Source organism: Streptomyces sp. Xyl84, assembly GCF_059731885.1.
The window spans coordinates 3,248,243-3,265,383 of sequence record NZ_AP029182.1; the positions used below are offsets into that span (position 1 = coordinate 3,248,243).

The window sequence follows — 17,141 nt, forward strand, 5'->3', positions numbered from 1 at the left end:
ACCGGAGGAGTGCAGTGGCAGCCAACGACCGGGCAGCAGCTCCCGGAAAATCCGGTGGGAGTTCCGGCGCCGATGGCCTGATGCGCGCCTCCCTGAGCGCCGTGGCACCCGGCACGGCCCTGCGGGACGGGCTGGAGCGGGTGCTCCGCGGGAACACCGGCGGCCTGATCGTGCTGGGCTCCGACAAGACCGTGGAGACGATGTGCACGGGCGGCTTCGTCCTGGACGTCGAGTTCACGGCGACGCGGCTGCGGGAGCTGTGCAAGCTGGACGGCGGCATCGTGCTCTCCTCGGACCTGTCGAAGATCCTGCGGGCGGGCGTGCAGCTCGTCCCGGACCCGACGATCCCGACCGAGGAGACCGGCACCCGGCACCGCACGGCGGACCGGGTCAGCAAGCAGGTCGGCTTCCCGGTGGTCTCGGTCTCCCAGTCGATGCGCCTGATCGCCCTGTACGTCGACGGTCAGCGCCGCGTCCTGGAGGACTCCGCGGCGATCCTCTCCCGTGCCAACCAGGCCCTGGCGACACTGGAGCGCTACAAGCTCCGCCTGGACGAGGTCGCGGGCACCCTGTCCGCGCTGGAGATCGAGGACCTGGTCACGGTCCGGGACGTCTCGGCGGTGTCGCAGCGCCTGGAGATGGTCCGCCGGATCGCCACCGAGATCGCCGAGTACGTGGTGGAGCTGGGCACCGACGGGCGCCTGCTGGCACTCCAGCTGGACGAGCTGATCGCGGGCGTGGAGCCCGAGCGCGAGCTGGTCGTGCGGGACTACGTCCCCGAGCCCACGGCCAAGCGTTCCCGCACGGTCGACGAAGCCCTCGTGGAACTCGACAAGCTCTCCCACGCCGAGCTGCTGGAGATGTCCACGGTCGCGCGCGCCCTCGGTTACACCGGCTCGCCGGAGACCCTCGACTCCGCGGTCTCGCCGCGCGGCTTCCGGCTGCTGGCCAAGGTGCCGCGGCTGCCCGGCGCCATCATCGACCGCCTGGTCGAGCACTTCGGTGGCCTGCAGAAGCTGCTCGCGGCCAGCGTCGACGACCTCCAGACGGTGGACGGCGTGGGCGAGGCCCGCGCGCGCAGCGTCCGCGAGGGCCTGTCGCGGCTCGCGGAGTCGTCGATCCTGGAGCGGTACGTCTAGGCGTCCCGTCGGCAGAGCGTCCCCGCGAGCGGCGCCTCCCTCGGGGAGAGCGCGTCCCCGGGAGTAGTGGGCCGCGGGAGCCGGCTCGGCCGGCTCCGGGAACGGTACGTTCGCGGGCCGTGCGCACCCTGCGGCAGGTACCGGAGCGCGGTGCGGGCCGCTCGGCCGCGTCGGCCCGTGGGCGCTCGCTCAGTCCGCCGACAGCACGAACGACGTCTGCAGCTTCCCGTACCCCGGCACCGTCGCCTCCACCAGGTACGTCTTGCCCACCGCGGCGGAACCGGCGGGCGGGGTCGCGCACCCGGGCGCGCTGGGCCTGCGGTCCCAGCGCACGGTGGAGGTGATGCCGCTGCCGCCCGGCACCCGGTACAGCAGGCTCCCCGCGGTCTTCGGGCAGTCGGCCGACGACCAGTAGGTGTCGCTGCTGCCGGCCTGCGTGACCGTCACCACCGCGGTCTTCGGACCGAGGTCGGCCTTGCAGTCGGTGCCGGCGGAGTTCTTCGCGATCAGTTCGAAGGTGGGCGTCTCGGTGGGAGCGTAGGTGTTGCGCACGCTGCGCAGGCTCAACTTGACCGCCGAGGACGTGCAGTTGGGCAGCGTGCTCCCGGCCGGCAGCACCGCACCCGTGCCGCCGCCGCCCGCGCCGCCGCCCTTGGCGCCGTCGTCCGAACCGCCGGCGGACCCGCCGGAGGACGCACCGGAACCTCCCGTGCCGGGGCCGCCGCTGCCGGTGCTCCCGCTGCCGCCGCCGCTCGCCGGGGAACCCGCATCACCGGATCCGCCGGTGGACTCGTCGCGCCCGCCGGGGTGTTGGCTGATCGCGGGACCCGACTCGGAGGGACCGGGTCCGATGGTGGAGGGGGTGGGGTTCTTGCCGCCCGCCGCGCCACCGGTGTCCTTGTGTCCCCCGCCGCCGCCCGAGGTGGCGATCCAGAGGCCCAGCAGGGCCAACAGGGCGACCACGGACAGCAGTACGACCCTCCGTCGCCAGTAGATGGAGGAGGGAAGCGGCCCGACCGGATTGCGCAGAGATCCCACGCCCAAACTGTACGAGAGATCGTGGCCTTCCCCTGTCCCACCCGCCGCGCCGGTCACAACTTTTCCGGATCATCATTCCGGCAACCGCCTTGTCACCGGCCCGCCTTGCCGAGCCGGTGACGGTGCGGCGACGGTCGGTGACGAAACGGCCCGCGCCGGGTCACACGCGTGTCCGCCGCCACGTGGCAGGATCGGAAACGTCATGACTGCGCCCACACTGCCCCCACACAGCAGCCCCACAGCCCCGGCAACCCCACCCGAGACCGCGGCCGGGACCGACACCGCCCCCGCCGCCCCCACCCCGACCACCAGCGCACCCACCGGCACGGCCACCGTCACCGGACCCGCGGAAGCGGCCCCCGCCACCGCACAGCCCGTCACGGCCGCCACCGCTGCCACGGTCACCGCCCCCGCCACCACCGTTGCCACCGCGATCGTCGACGCCCCCACCGCCCCGGTGATCACCGACGCCGGTCCCGAGTCCGCCGCGGAACCCGCCGCCGCCCCGCGGCTCGGAGAGACCCTGCACACCCAGGTCATCAGCTGGTTCGACGGCAACGCCCGCGACCTGCCCTGGCGGCGCGCCGACGCCGGCGCCTGGGGCGTGATGGTCAGCGAGTTCATGCTCCAGCAGACGCCGGTGAGCCGGGTGCTCCCCGTCTACGAACAGTGGCTGGAGCGCTGGCCGCGCCCCGCCGACCTCGCCAAGGAGGCGCCCGGCGAGGCGGTGCGCGCCTGGGGCCGGCTCGGCTACCCGCGCCGCGCGCTGCGGCTGCACGGCGCCGCGGTCGCCATAACGGAACGGCACGGCGGCGACGTACCCACCGAGCACGCGCAGTTGCTGGCCCTGCCCGGTATCGGGGAGTACACGGCGGCGGCGGTCGCGTCGTTCGCGTACGGGCAGCGGCACGCCGTACTGGACACCAACGTCCGCCGGGTCCTGGCCCGCGCGGTCACCGGGGTGCAGTACCCGCCGAACGCGACCACCGCGGCCGAACGCAGGCTGGCGCGCACCCTGCTGCCCGAGGACGAGCGGACCGCCGCCCGCTGGGCCGCCGCCTCGATGGAGCTGGGCGCGCTGGTGTGCACGGCGAAGAACGAGTCGTGCCACCGCTGCCCGATCGCCACGCACTGCGCGTGGCGGCTGGCGGGCAAGCCGGAGCACGACGGCCCGCCGCGCCGCGGCCAGACGTACGCCGGTACGGACCGCCAGGTGCGGGGCAAGCTGCTCGCCGTGCTGCGGGAGGCGCACACGCCGGTGCCGCAGGCGGTGCTCGACCGGGTCTGGCACGAGCCGGTCCAGCGGGCGCGCGCCCTGGACGGACTCGTCGCGGACGGTCTGGTGGAGCCGCTGCCGGGCGGCCTGTACCGGCTGCCGCTGACCTGACCCACCGTCACTTCACAGCCGGATCACGGTCCCAGGGGGCGTCGCGGGCCTCTGTGTCACAGACCCGCGCGCCCTCCTGATGGGCAAATCCCCCTATACCAGGACCAATCGGAGCACTCCCTTACCCCGTTCCGTCGTCCGTTACACAACCGACGCACAGCCGAGGGCTAGCCGCAGGCTGCTTCGCACAGCGCCGTGACAACCCGTCCGTACCTTCATTTCCGTGCCCGACGGGCACCGGGCGGCTGCCGACCACAGTCCGCTCGCACACAGGCTCGGGGTCCGGCGCACACAGGCCGGAAAACGGGGAGCGGAGGCGGTTGATCATGGCGCAGGGTGAGGTGCTCGAGTTCGAGGAGTACGTGCGTACCCGGCAGGACGCGCTGCTGCGCAGCGCACGCCGGCTGGTGCCGGACCCGGTCGACGCCCAGGACCTGCTCCAGACCGCGCTGGTACGGACGTACGGCCGCTGGGACGGCATCGCCGACAAGCGGCTCGCGGACGCCTACCTGCGCCGGGTCATGATCAACACGCGGACCGAGTGGTGGCGGGCCCGGAAGCTGGAGGAGGTCCCGACCGAGCAGCTCCCGGACGCCTGCGTCGACGACTCCACCGAACAGCACGCCGACCGTGCGCTGCTCATGGACATCATGAAAGTTCTGGCTCCCAAGCAGCGCAGCGTCGTCGTGCTGCGACACTGGGAGCAGATGTCCACCGAAGAGACCGCCGCGGCACTCGGCATGTCCGCGGGAACGGTCAAGAGCACGCTGCACCGGGCGCTCGCCCGGCTCCGCGAGGAGCTGGAGGCCCGCGATCTGGACGCACGCGCGCTGGAGCGTGAGGAGCGGGAGCGTTGCGCGGCCTGACCGGCAGGGCTGGTGTGGGCCCTGAGCCCAGCGGGGCCCGAGGGACCTTCCAGGCGGTGAGTACGGCGGTGGCCGGGCTCGCCGCCCTCGCCCTTTTGGTGTCCGCCTGCGGCACGGGCGGCACCGGCGCCCGCGACGAGGGGCCCGCCGACGCCAGCTCGGTGGCGGGGACCCCGGCCGCACCGTCCCCCAGCCCCAGCGACACGCCCCGGCCGGTGGACGCGGTCCGGCTGGTCAAGGACGACCCGAAGGTCTCGGCCACGGTCAAGCGCGGGCTCAAGCCGTGTGTCGCCGACGAGTACCCTGTGGACGTGTCGTACGGCAAGCTGACCGGCAATTCCGCGGACGACATCGTCATCAACGTGCTGACCTGCGGAGACGCGGTGGGCCTCGGCGCGTACGTGTACCGGGAGCGGGGCGACCGGTACGAGAACGTGTTCGCGGCCGAGGAGCCCCCGGTGTACGCCGAGATCGACCGCGGGGACCTCGTCGTCACCAAACAGGTGTACGAGAGGGGTGATCCGGTCTCGAACCCCTCCGGTGAGGACGTCATCACCTACCGCTGGTCCGGCAGCCGGTTCGCCAAGGCGTTCAGCACGCGCAACGAGTACAGCAAGGCCGTCGGCGGGGGAACGGCGGCGCCTTCGGAGCCGGAACCGGAACCGGCCAACTGACCGGCCGGGTCCTCCCGGCGGCGTGAACCGTTCGGGCCCGCCGGTCCGAACCCCTGGTGTACACGGCACCGGCCGGGTAGGCGACGGACGGACGCACCACCCCACCGGCGGGCACGCCACCGGCGGACCACCGGCCGGCAGGCCGCAGGCCGGCGCCGTGTCCGACGGCGGGCCGGCGCACCGAGGAACGCGGCACGCGGCCCGCACCACCCGTCAGGCGCGTCCCCCGAGGGGCGCACCACCTGAGCACACGAGGACTGAGAGCACAGGGATGGCAGACCAGACCCACGTCCTGTTCGTCGAGGACGACGATGTCATCCGCGAGGCCACCCAGCTCGCCCTGGAGCGGGACGGCTTCGCGGTCACGGCGATGCCCGACGGGCTGTCCGGCCTGGAGGCGTTCCGGGCGCGGCGGCCCGACATCGCGCTGCTGGACGTCATGGTCCCCGGCCTCGACGGCGTCAGCCTGTGCCGCCGTATCCGCGACGAGTCGACGGTCCCGGTGATCATGCTGTCGGCGCGCGCGGACTCCATCGACGTCGTCCTCGGCCTGGAGGCGGGCGCCGACGACTACGTGACCAAGCCGTTCGACGGTGCCGTCCTCGTCGCCCGGATCCGCGCGGTGCTGCGCCGCTTCGGGCACGCCGGCGGCGACCGGTCCGAGGCGGGTCCCGCGGGGGCGGACGGCGCGGTGCTGACCTTCGGTGAGCTGGAGGTCGACACCGAGGGCATGGAGGTGCGCCGGGCCGGACGGCCGGTGGGCCTCACCCCGACCGAGATGCGGCTGCTCCTGGAGTTCTCCTCCGCGCCGGGCACGGTGCTGTCCCGCGACAAGCTCCTGGAACGGGTGTGGGACTACGGCTGGGGCGGCGACACCCGGGTCGTGGACGTCCATGTGCAGCGGCTGCGCGCCAAGATCGGCCAGGACCGCATCGAGACGGTCCGCGGCTTCGGCTACAAACTGAAGGCCTGAGCGGGGCACACATGCGGGGGAACACGCGGCGCCTGCTCCCCGGGCGCCTGGAGAACGCGGACATCCGTACGGGCCTGCGGTGGAAGCTCAGCGCGGCCATCGCCCTGGTGGGTGCGCTGATCGCCGTCGCGCTGAGCCTGGTGGTGCACAACGCCGCGCGGGTGTCGATGCTGGACAACGCGCGCGACCTCGCCGACTCGCGGCTCGTGTACGCCCAGCCGCTGTACGAGCGGCCCGGTCACCGGCCGACCTCCTCGATCATCAAGATCGACGATCCGCTGCTGCCGCCCGCGCTGCAGCAGAAGATCCGGGAGGGCCGGCGGGCCACGTACGTCACCGACCACCGGGGCGGGGTGCCGGACATCTGGGCGGCCATGCCGATCAAGGGCGGTCACGTGCTCTCCGTGCACACCCACTTCACGGACCGCAGCGCGAACATCCTCAGAGACCTCGACCAGGCCCTGGTCATCGGCTCCATCGCGGTCGTCCTCGGGGGCAGCGCGCTGGGAGTGCTCATCGGCGGCCAGCTCTCGCGCCGGCTCCGCAAGGCCGCCGCCGCCGCGAACCGGGTCGCCAACGGTGAGCCGGACGTCCGGGTCCGGGACGCCATCGGCGGTGTCGTACGCGACGAGACCGACGATCTCGCGCGCGCGGTGGACGCGATGGCGGACGCGCTCCAGCAGCGGCTGGAGGCCGAGCGGCGGGTCACCGCGGACATCGCGCACGAGCTGCGCACCCCGGTGACCGGGCTGCTGACGGCGGCCGAGCTGCTGCCGCCGGGCCGCCCCACGGAACTGGTCCTGGACCGCGCGAAGGCGATGCGCACCCTGGTGGAGGACGTCCTGGAGGTCGCCCGGCTCGACGGCGCCTCCGAGCGGGCCGAACTCCAGGACATCCTGCTCGGCGAGTTCGTCGCCCGGCGGGTGGCGGCCAAGGACCCGGACGTCGAGGTGCGGGTGGTGCACGAGTCGATGGTCACCACCGACCCGCGGCGCCTGGAGCGGGTGCTGTTCAACCTGATCACCAACGCCGCCCGGCACGGGAGGCCGCCGATCCAGGTGACCGTGGAGGGCCGGGTCATCCGGGTACGGGACCACGGCCCCGGTTTCCCGGAGGCGCTGCTCGCCGAGGGGCCGAGCCGCTTCCGCACCGGCAGCGCGGACCGCGCCGGCCGCGGTCACGGGCTCGGCCTGACCATCGCCGCCGGGCAGGCCCGCGTCCTGGGCGCCCGGCTGACCTTCCGCAACGTCCGTCCCGCGGGCGCCCCGGAACACGTCCCGGCCGAGGGCGCGGTCGCCGTGCTGTGGCTCCCCGAACACGCGCCGACCAGCACGGGCAGCTACCCGACCCTGCCGGCCTGAATGTCCCCACGGCGAAGGCCCCCGGCGGCAGCCGGGGGCCTTCGTGTCGTGCGTGCCGTGCCTACGGCGCGTGCCTGCCGTGCGTACGGTGCGTGCGCCGCGGCGGCGGGATCAGATCGCTTCCGCGAGGCCCTCGGCCCCCGCCTTGCCCTCTTCGTCGGCCTTCGCCGTGGCCGGACCGGCGCCCTTGAGGGGCACCTCCTTGACGAACACCGCGGCGACCAGGGCGACGATGCCCACCACCGCGCCGAGCAGGAACGCCGAGTGCGTACCGGCGGACACCGCGTGCTGGTAGGCCTCACGGGCGGCGGCCGGGAGCTTGGCCAGGCTCGCGGCGTCCAGCTGCGCGGACTTCTCGGTCATCTTGGAGCCCGACGCGCCGGCCCGCTCGGCCATGACGTCCTGGACCCGGTTGTTGAACAGCGCACCCATGATCGCCACGCCGAAGGACGAGCCGAGCGTACGGAAGAGGGTGGTGGACGAGGAGGCCACGCCCATGTCCTTCATCTGCACGCTGTTCTGCGCGACCAGCATGGTGATCTGCATCAGGCAGCCCATGCCCGCGCCGAGAACGGCCATGTACAGGCCGGAGGTGAGCCGGGTGGTCCCGGTGTCCATCAGGGACAGCAGGTACAGACCGACGACCATGAGGATGCTGCCGACCACCGGGAAGACCTTGTACCGGCCGCTGTTGGTGGTGACCCGGCCCGCGATCATCGACACGACCAGCATCGCGCCGAGCATGGGCAGCAGCAGCAGACCGGAGTTGGTCGCGGAGGCGCCCTGGACCGACTGCTGGTACAGCGGCAGGAAGAGCACCGCGCCGAACATCACGAAGCCGGTGATGAAACCGATGACCGACATCAGGGTGAAGTTGCGGCTGCGGAAGATGTGCAGCGGCACGATCGGCTCCGCGGCCCTGGTCTGCCAGAACACGAACCCGACGAGCGCGACCACGCCGATCGCGGTCAGCTCCATGATCCGCGCGGACGTCCACGCGTACTCCGAGCCGCCCCAGGTGGTGACGAGCACGATGGAGCTGATGCCGAGGGTGAGCAGCGCGGCGCCCAGGTAGTCGACGCGCGCCTGGGAGCGCTTCTTCGGCAGGTGCAGCACGGCGCTGACCGCGACGAGCGCCACGGCGCCGAGCGGCAGGTTGATGTAGAAGGCCCAGCGCCATCCCCAGTTGTCGGTGATGGTGCCGCCGACCAGCGGGCCGCCGATCATCGCCAGCGCCATGACGCCGGCCATCATGCCCTGGTACTTGCCGCGCTCCCGGGGCGGGATCAGGTCACCGATGATGGCCATCACGCCGACCATCAGACCGCCGGCGCCCAGGCCCTGCAGGGCACGGAAGCCGATCAGCTGCCCCATGTCCTGGGCCATGCCGCTCAGCGCGGACCCGACCAGGAAGAGCACGATGGACGTCATGAAGGCGCCCTTGCGGCCGTACATGTCGCCGAGCTTGCCCCACAGCGGGGTGGCCGCGGCGGTGGCGAGCGTATAGGCGGTCACCACCCAGGAGAGGTGCTGGAGGCCGCCCAGCTCGCCGACGATCGTCGGCATCGCGGTGCCCACGATCATGTTGTCCAGCATCGCGAGCATCATGGCGATCATGAGGGCGAGCAGGACGACCCGCACGCTCTTCGGCTGTTTTCCGGCGTCGGCACCCGCCGCCGCCTCGGCTATCGCTGTGTCCGCCATCGTTCCCCAGCTCCCCCAGGTGTACCTGTCCTGCTTACTTGCCGACCGGCAAGTCATTACACTCGGGAAGGTAGAGCTTTACTAGCCGGGCGTCAAGTAAGTTTTCACCGGCCTGCCGGCAGGTAAGTTTCCCGACAGCGCGAGGAGTACGAGGATGGGCGTCACGATGGACGGCACCAAGCAGCAGCGCCGCGGCAACACCCGCCAGCGCATCCAGGACGTGGCCCTCGAACTCTTCGCCGAGCAGGGCTACGAGAAGACATCCCTGCGCGAGATCGCCGAGCGCCTGGACGTCACGAAAGCCGCGCTCTACTACCACTTCAGGACCAAGGAAGAGATCATCGTCAGCCTCTTCGAGGACCTGACGCAGCCGATCCAGGACCTGATCGAGTGGGGCCGGGGACAGCCGCACACGCTGGAGACCAAGCAGGAGATCGTCCGCCGCTACAGCGACGCGCTGGCCGGCGCCTCCCCGCTGTTCCGCTTCATGCAGGAGAACCAGGCGACGGTCAGGGAACTGCGCATCGGTGACACCTTCAAGGACCGGATGCGCGGCCTGCGGGACATCATCATCGACCCGGAGGCGAGCCTGACCGACCAGGTGCGCTGCATCAGCGCCCTGTTCACGCTGCACGCCGGCATGTTCGTCATGCAGGACCTCGAAGGCGACCCCGAGGAACGGCGCAAGGCCGTGCTGGAGGTCTCCATCGACCTGGTGACCCAGGCCCACCGGGGCGCCCACGGAGACTGAGGGCCGGCACCGCGCCGACCCGCCGTGAACGCGGCACCGCGCCGCCCCCGAGACCACGGCACGCCGCCGCCGGGCCGAACGCACAGCACCGCGCCGCCCTGCTGCGGACGCAGCGGGGCGGCACGGTGGAGAATCGTTCAGCCTGGCTTCACCGGGGGTGCGACCCGGCTCCGGCGTGGGCTCAGACCTTCACGCCGTGGGCGCGCAGGAAGACGACCGGGTTGACGGCGGAGCCGTAGTTCGGGGTCGTGCGGATCTCGAAGTGCAGGTGCGGACCGGTGGTGTTGCCGGTGTTGCCGGACTTGGCTATGTGCTGCCCGGTGGCGAGGACCTGACCGACCTTCACGTCGATGCGCGAGAGGTGGGCGTACTGCGAGTAGAGCCCGTCGGCGTGCTTGATGACGATGGCGTTGCCGTAGGCGGGGCCGTCGCCGCCGCCGTTGGGACCGGCCTTGACGACCGTACCGCCGTGGGCGGCGACGACGTCGGTGCCGACCGGCACGGCGAAGTCCTGGCCGCTGTGCTTGTGCATCCAGTGGCTGCCGCCCTGGTTGAAGCTGGCGGTGAGGGTGTAGCTCTTCACCGGGTCGACCCAGGCCGCCGCCGACTTGGCGACGGTGGCGGTCGGAGCCGCCATCTCGGCGGCCGACGCGGCGCCCGCACCCAGCGCGGCGGTGACTCCCAGGCCTGCGGCCAGGACGGCGGCACGGGTACGGAGCTTGGTCGCACGGGAAGAACGGACGGTGGCGCGCTGGAACATCGAAACCTCTGGGGGTGGGGGACATGAGGACCACCCGGACTGGTGGTTCGCCGGGCTGGCCACACCTTGGTAACCCCGCCGGTCACCTGCCCTCAAACACCCCCACTACGACGCAAACTAGTAACAGGGGGCAGTGATTCAGATCTCTTGACACCTCGCCCATCTGGGACAAAAGCCCTGTAAAACCCCCACATCACCCCATCCAGGATGCCGAAATGTCCGATTTATTGACTCCTGTCCCCCACTAAGTGTCCTAGTACGGGATGAAACGTCTGTGCCCCATGTCACCGGCGACCCCCGTTGGCCCCCGCTTCCCTGTGACGGGGCTCATATGGCGCCCGTCTCAGTGGAGTTGCTGCCGAGTGATCGGCGACAGCGCCGGCGGCCTCTGCGGCGGCCCCGCCGAGGAGACCCTCGAATTCCCCGATCGTGACGGCCGGTTGCCCTGACCCGCCGGTCACGGCATAGGCTCCGGCCGTTCGCGACAACACGGGGGTGCGGCGGATGGAGCCCACGGTACTCGGCGGCAAACTGGCTTCCAGCCTGGTGGCGCCGCTGGTCAGAAAGCTGTTCGTGACCGACGGCCCGGGCGCCGGACTGGTCGGCAGGCCGGTGCGGATGAAGGACCTCGTGTCCTTCCACGGGGAGAAGCGCACCCTGGGCGAGAAAGAGGTGCGCAGGCTCGCCGGGCGGCTGGTCCGGGAGGCGGGCACCTCACCGGGCGAGCCGCCCTTCCCGCCCGGTGAACAGGACGCCGTCACCGGCGCCCTCGCCGACCGCCTGCTCGCCCTGGGCGAGCTGGACATGGACGACGTGCAGGCCGTACGGCTGGGTCACCGCGAGCTGGCCCGGCTGCTGGTCCGGCACGCCCCGGCCGCGCACGGACTGTCCGACGACGCCGCGTACTTCCTGGACAGCGCCACGGAGTGGGCCTGCCTGCAGATCCTGGAGTTCTTCACCCGCCGCTCCACCTTCGTGGCCCGCACCCTGGTGGAGCAGACCCGGGCCCAGTCCGAGCTGATCGCCAGGATCGACGAACTCATCACCCGCGTCCCCCGCCCCGACGCCCGCGACACCGCCTTCGAACGCCGCTACCTGCCCCACCTCGCCCAGCGGCACGACCACATCACCATCTACGGCCTCGACCTGCGCGACTCCCCCGACCGCTGGCCCCTGGAAGTGGCGTACCTCAGCCTGGAGGCGACCGGCGCGCGGCAGGACGCGCCCGGCCCGGCCCCCGACGGGGACGAACCCGCGGACAGCGGCCGGCTGCCCGCCGAGGAGGCGCTGCGCACCGCCTCCCGCGTCCTGCTGCGCGGCGACGCCGGATCGGGCAAGACCACGCTGGTGCAGTGGCTGGCGGTCACCGCCGCCCGGGACGGCGACCGCGTCCCCTACGTCCTGCCCCTGCGCACCCTGGTCCGCACCGGCCCGCTGCCCGCCCCCGCCGACTTCCTCAAGGCGGTCGGCTGCCCGCTCACCCCGCCGGACGGCTGGGCCGAGCGCGTCCTGGCGGCGGGCCGCGGCCTGGTCCTGGTGGACGGCCTGGACGAGATCCCGGCCGCCGACCGCCACCGCACCCGCGACTGGCTGTGCGCCCTGCTCGCCGCCTACCCCGGCAACCAGTGGCTCCTGACCTCCCGCCCCACGGCCGTACGACCCGACTGGCTGGCCCAGGCGGACTTCCGGGAGCTGGCGCTCGCCCCGATGCGCGCCCCCGAGGTCATGACCTTCGTACGCCGCTGGCACCAGGCCGCGCGGGCACCGGAGTACGAGGCCGCCCTCCTCGACTCCCTGCGCACCCAGCGCGACCTGGCGCGCCTGGCCACCAACCCCCTGATGTGCGGTTTGATCTGCGCACTGCACCGGGAGCGCCGCGGCTACCTCCCCGCGGGCCGCAAGGAGCTGTACGACGCCGCCCTCGCGATGCTGCTGAACCGCCGGGACCGCGAGCGCGGCCTGGACACCGCCGACGGCGTGGAACTGGGCGAGGAGGCTTCCCTGGAGCTGCTGCAACGCCTGGCCTACGCGCTGGTGCTCAGCGGTCGCACCGAGATGGCCGCCGAGACCGCCGAGGGCATCGTGGAGCGCTGCCTGCCGTCGATCGCCCTGCCCGCCGACCCCCGCACCGCGGCCGCGGTCCTGCGCACCCTGCTGCTGCGCAGCGGCCTGCTGCGCCGGCCCGCCGAGGGCGTCGTGGACTTCGTGCACCGCACCTTCCAGGACTACCTGGGCGCGCGCTGCGCCGTGGAGGAGGGCCACCTCGACGTCCTCACCCGTCACGCCGACGACACCCAGTGGGAGGACGTGGTCCGGATGGCGGTGGCGCACGCCCGGCCGCGCGAACGGGCCTCGGTGCTGCGGCAGCTCCTCGCCCGGGACACCGCGCGGCTGACGCTGCTGGCGCTGGCCTGCCTGGAGCACACGGCGGCCCTGGAACCGGCGGTGCGCGCCGAGGTGGAGGCGCGGGCCGCCGCGCTGATACCGCCGCGCACCCCCGAGGGCGCCAAGGAGCTGGCCAAGGCGGGACCCCTGGTGCTGGAGCTGCTGCCGGGGCCCGAGGGGCTGACCGACGCGGAGGCGCGGGGCGTCACCATCACGGCGTCGGTGCTCGGGACGGACGAGCCCGCGGGCGCCCTGGGGGTCCTGCGCCGCTACCGCTCCCACCCGGACCTCGACGTCCGGCGGCAGCTCGTGGGCACCTGGGGCCGCTTCCCCGCCGAGGAGTACGCGGCGGAGGTCCTGGACCACCTGGACCGCGACGGCCTCCTGATCACCTGCGAATCCGACGAGCAGCGGGCGGCACTGGCCCGGATGCGGCCCTGGCAGCGGGTGACCTTCCGGGGCGCGCACCCGGCCGGCCTGATGGCGGCGGCCGTCCCCGGGCGCGAGGACGTCCGCCTCCTCGACCTGTGCGACAACCCGCTGATCGACGACCTGGGCGCCCTGCTGCCGTTCTCCGGGCTCGACGGCCTGTGGCTGAGGGGCTGCGGCCGGGCCCGCGGCCTGGACCGGATCACGGAGCTGCCCGTCACCGACCTGGCCCTCGCGGGGATCGCCGACCTGACCGGACTCGCCTCGCTGCACTCGCTGCGACGGCTCTCGCTGGACCAGCGCCTGCCCCGCGACGGCGGCCTCCCCCGCGTCCTGCCGGCCGGTGCCGCGCTGGAGTACCTCTTCCTGGGCCCCCACGCCCTGCGGCACCGGCGCGCCCTGCACGGCCTGAGCGGCTGGGCGACGCTGGCGGCTCTCAGCCTCGGCACGCCCGCCGATCTCACCGCCGCCGACTGGGGCGAGGTGGCCGCGCTGCCGGCTCTGACCAGCCTGACCCTGCGCGCGCCGTCGAGCACGTACGCCTTCGAGGCGATGCCCGAACTTCCCGGTGTCCGCGACCTCAAGGTCAGCTTCCACTACAACATGGTTCTGCTCCGTGACCTGGCCCGGCGCCTGCCGAACGTGCGCCACGTGACGTTCCGTACGCCCGGAGACACTCCGCCGCACCCCCTGCACGCCGAGATCTTCCCGTCGGCCGAGATCACCTACACGCGATCCTGACCGCCCCCACGCGGAGACCGCGCCTGCGGAAACCGCGCACACGCGCGAGGGGCCGGTGCCCGAAGGCACCGGCCCCTCGTCTCACGCCCGGCCCCGAAGGGTCACGCGTCCTTGCTCAGGTTCGGACCGGCTCCGCCGGCCGCCTGCTCGATCGGCGGGACGTCGGGCAGCGCCGACTTCTCCTCACCCCGGAAGGTGAAGGTCTTCTCGTCGCCCTCGCCCTCGGTGTCCACGACCACGATGTGACCGGGGCGCAGCTCGCCGAAGAGGATCTTCTCCGACAGCGAGTCCTCGATCTCGCGCTGGATCGTCCGGCGCAGCGGCCGGGCGCCCAGAACGGGGTCGTAGCCCTTCTTGGACAGCAGCTCCTTGGCGGACTGGGACAGCTCGATGCCCATGTCCCGGTCCTTGAGGCGCTCGTCCACCTTGCCGATCATCAGGTCGACGATCCGCAGGATGTCCTCCTGCGTGAGCTGCGGGAAGACGACCACGTCGTCGACGCGGTTGAGGAACTCGGGCCGGAAGTGCTGCTTCAGCTCGTCCGAGACCTTGTTCTTCATGCGCTCGTAGTTGGTCTTCGTGTCGCCCGAGGCCGCGAAGCCCAGGTTGAAGCCCTTGGAGATGTCCCGGGTGCCGAGGTTGGTCGTCATGATGATGACCGTGTTCTTGAAGTCCACGACCCGGCCCTGGGAGTCGGTCAGGCGACCGTCCTCCAGGATCTGCAGCAGCGAGTTGAAGATGTCCGGGTGGGCCTTCTCGACCTCGTCGAACAGGACGACCGAGAACGGCTTGCGGCGCACCTTCTCCGTGAGCTGGCCGCCCTCCTCGTAGCCCACGTAGCCGGGGGGCGAACCGAAGAGGCGGGAGACCGTGTGCTTCTCGCTGAACTCCGACATGTCGAGGGAGATCAGCGCGTCCTCGTCACCGAAGAGGAACTCCGCCAGTGCCTTGGACAGCTCGGTCTTACCGACACCGGACGGACCGGCGAAGATGAACGAGCCACCGGGGCGCTTGGGGTCCTTCAGACCCGCACGCGTACGGCGGATCGCCTTGGACAGCGCCTTGACGGCGTCGACCTGGCCGATGACCCGCTTGTGCAGCTCGTCCTCCATGCGGAGCAGACGGCTGGACTCCTCCTCGGTCAGCTTGAAGACCGGGATGCCGGTGGCCGTGGCGAGGACCTCGGCGATCAGCTCGCCGTCGACCTCGGCGACGACGTCCATGTCGCCGGCCTTCCACTCCTTCTCGCGCTTGGCCTTGGCGGCCAGGAGCTGCTTCTCCTTGTCGCGCAGGGAGGCGGCCTTCTCGAAGTCCTGCGAGTCGATCGCGGACTCCTTGTCCCGGCGGACGCCGGCGATCTTCTCGTCGAACTCGCGCAGGTCCGGCGGCGCGGTCATCCGGCGGATGCGCATCCGCGAGCCCGCCTCGTCGATCAGGTCGATCGCCTTGTCCGGCAGGAAGCGGTCCGAGATGTACCGGTCGGCCAGGGTGGCGGCCTGGACCAGCGCCTCGTCGGTGATCGAGACACGGTGGTGCGCCTCGTACCGGTCGCGCAGGCCCTTGAGGATCTCGATGGTGTGCGGCAGGGACGGCTCGGCGACCTGGATGGGCTGGAAGCGGCGCTCCAGGGCCGCGTCCTTCTCCAGGTGCTTGCGGTACTCGTCCAGGGTGGTGGCACCGATGGTCTGCAGCTCACCGCGGGCCAGCATCGGCTTCAGGATCGAAGCGGCGTCGATGGCGCCCTCGGCGGCACCCGCACCGACCAGCGTGTGCAGCTCGTCGATGAACAGGATGATGTCGCCGCGGGTGCGGATCTCCTTGAGCACCTTCTTCAGGCGCTCCTCGAAGTCACCGCGGTAGCGGGAGCCGGCGACCAGGGCGCCGAGGTCGAGGGTGTAGAGGTGCTTGTCCTTGAGGGTCTCGGGCACCTCGCCCTTGACGATGGCCTGGGCGAGGCCCTCGACGACGGCGGTCTTGCCGACGCCGGGCTCACCGATCAGCACCGGGTTGTTCTTGGTGCGGCGGGACAGCACCTGCATGACCCGCTCGATCTCCTTCTCGCGCCCGATGACCGGGTCGAGCTTGGACTCGCGGGCGGCCTGCGTCAGGTTGCGGCCGAACTGGTCGAGGACCAGGGACGTCGAGGGGGTGCCCTCGGCAGGGCCGCCGGCGGTGGCGGTCTCCTTGCCCTGGTAACCGGAGAGCAGCTGGATCACCTGCTGCCGCACCCGGTTGAGGTCTGCGCCCAGCTTGACCAGGACCTGGGCGGCGACGCCCTCGCCCTCACGGATCAGGCCGAGCAGGATGTGCTCCGTGCCGATGTAGTTGTGGCCCAGCTGAAGGGCCTCGCGGAGCGACAGCTCCAGGACCTTCTTGGCACGGGGGGTGAAGGGAATGTGACCGGACGGGGCCTGCTGGCCCTGGCCGATGATCTCCTCCACCTGCTGGCGGACCGCCTCGAGCGAAATCCCGAGGCTCTCAAGGGCCTTGGCGGCGACACCCTCACCCTCGTGGATCAGGCCCAGGAGGATGTGCTCGGTGCCGATGTAGTTGTGGTTGAGCATCCGGGCTTCTTCCTGAGCCAGGACGACAACCCGCCGCGCGCGGTCGGTGAACCTCTCGAACATCGTTAATCGCTCCTCAGAGCGGTCAGGCAGTGGGGGGAACTTCCCCTCCCTGTCCTTCCGCAGCTTAGTCCCGCAAGCGGGGACCGCTCATTCCAACTGCCGACACCGTCGATGGCCTCCTGACCCCGAACGCCGACATCTGCTCCAACCCGATGGTGCGAGACGATGTTCCCGCAGGCCAGGCAGTTACCCCAGTCGCCAGTACGCCGATGGCGAACGTGAGACTCCTCTGCCCGGGTGCGGCCTGCGTGTCGCCCCCTCCCACTAGGCAATGTCTTACCCGCAGGGACTGACACTCCATGCGGC

General features: G+C 71.9%; 12 protein-coding genes. 8 read left to right on the top strand and 4 right to left on the bottom strand.

Going from position 1 to position 17,141, the window contains the following annotated elements:
• Window positions 1–14 precede the first annotated feature (14 nt).
• A complete protein-coding gene (gene disA, locus AC6I72_RS14010) occupies window positions 15–1,139 on the top strand; it encodes a DNA integrity scanning diadenylate cyclase DisA (RefSeq protein ID WP_037850414.1) in 1,125 nt (374 codons plus the stop codon).
• Between the two features lie 189 nt (window positions 1,140–1,328).
• On the opposite strand, the gene AC6I72_RS14015 is transcribed toward disA, so the two are convergent.
• Window positions 1,329–2,177, bottom strand: a complete 849-nt coding sequence (locus tag AC6I72_RS14015) for a hypothetical protein (RefSeq protein ID WP_498001091.1) — start codon at window positions 2,175–2,177, stop codon at window positions 1,329–1,331.
• 457 nt (window positions 2,178–2,634) lie between these two features.
• On the opposite strand from AC6I72_RS14015, the gene AC6I72_RS14020 reads away from it, so the two are divergent.
• The 5 genes from AC6I72_RS14020 to cseC all read left to right on the top strand — a co-directional run bounded on the left by AC6I72_RS14020 (window position 2,635) and on the right by cseC (window position 7,438).
• The gene (locus AC6I72_RS14020; RefSeq protein WP_498004686.1) at window positions 2,635–3,564 is read left to right on the top strand and encodes an iron-sulfur binding domain-containing protein; all 930 of its coding nucleotides are present in this window, start codon (window positions 2,635–2,637) and stop codon (window positions 3,562–3,564) included.
• A 326-nt stretch (window positions 3,565–3,890) separates the two neighbouring features.
• Window positions 3,891–4,430: a SigE family RNA polymerase sigma factor gene (locus AC6I72_RS14025; RefSeq protein WP_037850418.1), complete on the top strand. Its 540-nt coding sequence runs from the start codon at window positions 3,891–3,893 to the stop codon at window positions 4,428–4,430.
• Window positions 4,418–5,104, top strand: coding sequence for a hypothetical protein (locus AC6I72_RS14030; RefSeq protein ID WP_498001092.1), 687 nt, complete (start codon window positions 4,418–4,420; stop codon window positions 5,102–5,104). The genes AC6I72_RS14025 and AC6I72_RS14030 overlap by 13 nt, the downstream gene beginning before the upstream one ends.
• A 271-nt stretch (window positions 5,105–5,375) precedes the next feature.
• Window positions 5,376–6,077, top strand: coding sequence for a two-component system response regulator CseB (gene cseB / locus AC6I72_RS14035; RefSeq protein ID WP_037850421.1), 702 nt, complete (start codon window positions 5,376–5,378; stop codon window positions 6,075–6,077).
• The gene (gene cseC, locus AC6I72_RS14040; protein ID WP_498004688.1) at window positions 5,966–7,438 is read left to right on the top strand and encodes a two-component system sensor histidine kinase CseC; all 1,473 of its coding nucleotides are present in this window, start codon (window positions 5,966–5,968) and stop codon (window positions 7,436–7,438) included. The genes cseB and cseC overlap by 112 nt, the downstream gene beginning before the upstream one ends.
• Window positions 7,439–7,549: 111 nt before the next feature.
• Here the strand turns inward: cseC and AC6I72_RS14045 are convergent, their stop codons facing one another.
• The gene (locus tag AC6I72_RS14045; protein ID WP_498001093.1) at window positions 7,550–9,142 is read right to left on the bottom strand and encodes an MDR family MFS transporter; all 1,593 of its coding nucleotides are present in this window, start codon (window positions 9,140–9,142) and stop codon (window positions 7,550–7,552) included.
• Between the two features lie 154 nt (window positions 9,143–9,296).
• Between AC6I72_RS14045 and AC6I72_RS14050 the strand changes: the two genes are divergently transcribed.
• Window positions 9,297–9,893, top strand: a complete 597-nt coding sequence (locus AC6I72_RS14050) for a TetR/AcrR family transcriptional regulator (protein ID WP_498001094.1) — start codon at window positions 9,297–9,299, stop codon at window positions 9,891–9,893.
• A gap of 181 nt (window positions 9,894–10,074) precedes the next feature.
• On the opposite strand, the gene AC6I72_RS14055 is transcribed toward AC6I72_RS14050, so the two are convergent.
• The gene (locus AC6I72_RS14055) at window positions 10,075–10,653 is read right to left on the bottom strand and encodes a M23 family metallopeptidase (protein ID WP_498001096.1); all 579 of its coding nucleotides are present in this window, start codon (window positions 10,651–10,653) and stop codon (window positions 10,075–10,077) included.
• Between the two features lie 504 nt (window positions 10,654–11,157).
• Here AC6I72_RS14055 and AC6I72_RS14060 point away from each other — a divergent pair.
• Entirely contained in the window at window positions 11,158–14,208 is a 3,051-nt protein-coding gene (locus AC6I72_RS14060; protein WP_498001098.1) for an NACHT domain-containing protein, read from the top strand.
• A gap of 101 nt (window positions 14,209–14,309) precedes the next feature.
• Here the strand turns inward: AC6I72_RS14060 and AC6I72_RS14065 are convergent, their stop codons facing one another.
• Window positions 14,310–16,835: an ATP-dependent Clp protease ATP-binding subunit gene (locus tag AC6I72_RS14065; protein WP_037850435.1), complete on the bottom strand. Its 2,526-nt coding sequence runs from the start codon at window positions 16,833–16,835 to the stop codon at window positions 14,310–14,312.
• Window positions 16,836–17,141: the final 306 nt, after the last annotated feature.